This is a genomic window from Mesorhizobium sp. WSM4850, from assembly GCF_055811735.1.
In genome coordinates this window covers 1-2,886 of record NZ_JBVVPV010000118.1, presented here as the reverse complement: position 1 = coordinate 2,886, position 2,886 = coordinate 1, and the positions used below count along the sequence as shown (strand labels likewise).

3 protein-coding genes are annotated in these 2,886 nt (G+C 58.4%); 2 read left to right on the top strand and 1 reads right to left on the bottom strand.

Annotation, left to right across the window (positions count from 1 at the left end; genetic code table 11):
- Positions 1-877: 877 nt before the first annotated feature.
- On the bottom strand, positions 878-1,165 hold the full coding sequence (locus tag AC0L2Z_RS35115) for a hypothetical protein (protein WP_473630606.1): 288 nt from the start codon (positions 1,163-1,165) through the stop codon (positions 878-880).
- Positions 1,166-2,073: 908 nt separating this feature from the next.
- On the opposite strand from AC0L2Z_RS35115, the gene AC0L2Z_RS35110 reads away from it, so the two are divergent.
- On the top strand, positions 2,074-2,637 hold the full coding sequence (locus tag AC0L2Z_RS35110) for a transcriptional regulator domain-containing protein (protein WP_473630605.1): 564 nt from the start codon (positions 2,074-2,076) through the stop codon (positions 2,635-2,637).
- The coding region (locus AC0L2Z_RS35105) for a DNA -binding domain-containing protein (protein WP_473630604.1) at positions 2,616-2,886 on the top strand (271 nt) is incomplete at its 3' end. The genes AC0L2Z_RS35110 and AC0L2Z_RS35105, both read left to right, overlap by 22 nt.

Genomic DNA, 2,886 nt, shown 5'->3' with positions numbered 1-2,886 from the left:
CCGAGGCGGTTGCCATCGCCGCTATGCCAAGTGCAGCCATTCCCCTCAGGATTGCACGTCTCAAGGGACTATTCCTGCTTTCTTCATGTTTCCATTTATTCATCTGCAGTTCCTCCCAGCTCACGTTTTTGTTTCATCCTAGTCCCACCAGAAAATACGTGACACGACATTCACATTGTCCATGCGTTTACATGAATCATGATGCGGCAGTTCCACCATCCTGGGGTTTCGAATCGCCCCCCTATATCCATGGGCGTTCCAACTCAATCTTGATACCAACCACTCAGTGCCTGTATCATAAATGTAGCAGCACAATCGGCTGCTTCTGAACGAACCCACCCATCTGAACGCAGGAAATCGGCGTATTCTCGCTGTGCTTGCAGAAAGCCGACGATTAGCGGTGCTGGGGTTTGCGCTCTACGGCGATCGGCGGAAATTGTGAGATTCCTGCCGGCACTCCTCGAGCTACGAGCTTGTTCTCTACGAGCTTGATCCAGACGCTGTCCCCGTACAGAATCCCTTGGTCGTTGAGGCAGGGTGATGCAAACCACCGCTGTCTCCCTTCCCGCACCAGGTCTGGATAGTCAGGTCGGTCTTGGCGCTGATTACCTGGGCGATGCCGGCGACCACCTCGCGCATCCGCTTTTTAACAAGCTGACGCACCTCCGGCCTCAGCATGCGCATGCTGCCTCGCAGTTCTCTCGGTGTGGTGCCGGAATGGAATTCGTGGAACGAAATCCCCGCCGACTCCAAGGGAGCGACGTTCTACGCCAAAATTTGTTGCAGGGCACTGCGCGGCAACCAGGAATCGACGCATTTACGGGGCGTCCCGGGATGGCCGCCGGGGCCTTCTATTCTGCAATGCCGTCCGTTGCCGTCAGCGCCAGGCCTTGCCGGATACCAAATGTACCAATCGGCAAACTCGGAAGAGTGTGCATGCCATGACCTCCATCAGGCCGTCCTCGATCATCGCAACTGCGGCCCTACCAACCTCTTCCGCTGGTTGGGCAGCGCCCAACAGCATCGCGGTTTGGCGCGGATGACGCCTCCTCGTAGGCAGCACATCCATGTCAGCGCCCAAAACGGTGACCTTGAGGTTGTCGTTGCTCACGGCGCCCTTGCCCCTGATGACGCCAACGACGCCGGTCTTGCCAACGCCGTTCACGAGGGCGCACGCCAAGCCGGGCGGCGAGCTGGACGCCGGTCATGCCGATCGCATCGCGGATCGCGCGTATCCAGCCTTTTGGCGGCGGGCGGAAGCGGTCTTCCGGCTTAAGAGGGGAAAGCCGCTCATCAAGGCGAAGCCTTGCACGCTGGTGCGCGTCTCTTTTCATATTACAGCCTGATTATAGTTACACCAAATCAGTCTATGTTATGATTCAATTTGTTGCAACATCAGGCTTAGGGCTGATTTTCGCCGAAATATTCAAACTATGGCTTTATTCCCGATACACGTTGGATGGCGCGTCCGGACCCGCCCGGTCGCCGGCGCCGCCAGCGGGGCCAGGACTCTTTAGGGCATCTCTTTCAGAATCCAAACGAAGTCAGGTTGGTAACGACGCGCAATTCGTGCTGAGCAACGTCCAGCTGTCCTGTGACAACTTTGGTAATTAGAGACGACCGATATTCCTTCAGAAGGGCAATCGATCGCTGTACTTTCGCCCGGACTCTGCGAGATTCCTCGACACAGCTGCCAATCCTGCTCCGCTTTCGCCGGTGGCTTAACCTGTACAACTGCACAGGCTGCCAAAACCTCAAGGTTGGCCTCCAATGGCGTGGAAAGTTTCCCGAGGAGGCCTTCGATGACCGCGCTCATTGCGCCCGACACTACACCAACCTGCCGACAAATCGTGTGCAATCCATCGCCCGTTTTTACTGCGCCGTCACGCGACGTCTGGCGCGGGCCGATGGAGCCGACAACAGCTATGAAGACGATTCTGTCGACCCGCTCACACCGTACTGATTGTTGCTACGCGTCGACGGCCAGTTTGCTGATTGCCTGCGTCTTCTGTCCTCGACACCGTCAATCGCGTCCGGTTCGACAAAACGGCGCCACCGACGCCAGGTCGCATTATGCTTCAGCGTTTTCCGGGCGGGCAGGGGAGCACAGTCGTGCCTACAATTCTCGTGACTGGCTCGGATGAGGCTGATTGGCGGGATGAAAGGTCGTACGACTACACCACTGGTCTGACGCCACGGGAGTGGGCTTGGGAGTTCTTACGCCGCAACCCAGCATTCCAGCGTGACCTGACCGCTGCAAGCCAGCAGGCCCATACTTTGTCCTACCGACCCTTTCTCGACGTGGTCGCGTCGGCCGGCGACCTGTGGCTGGGGTGTTCTGTTTCGCCGAGTCTTATGGGCGCAATTCGCTCGTTTTCTGGTCTCCGTTCTGTTGCGTCCATGTGCTGCCAGTCATTGCAGAACAGCTGTCTGCATCGTGGGCGACATTGCCCTTCGAGCTCTCGGCATTGCCATGTCGTGCGACGGTCCTGCTGGCGTCCGACAAGGGCCAGCATGTTCTTCTTCGCAATGCGGAACATACGCTCCAGCTCGCCGTCTCTGGCGCGGATATCTTGCACCCTGTTTGCCTCCGCACTGAGGCGATCTGGCCAGCAATGCTTTCGAAGCCCCGCCTGAGGGCACTCGAGTGCCTCAATGCTCTAAGTTTGAATCAACACCTGCCTGCCCGATTGTTTCCGCCGGAAAGACGCGGTCCACGTCTAACCTTCGTTCTTCGTGCGCTCGACGGCTCACTTGCCGGGGCATCACATCGCGAGCTCGCCGAAGCTCTGGTTGGTCAACGGCGCGCCCATGCCGACTGGAGGGATCCTCGCGATCATCTGCGCGACCGCATTCGCCGCGCCGTCTCGCGTGGCCGCGCCCTCA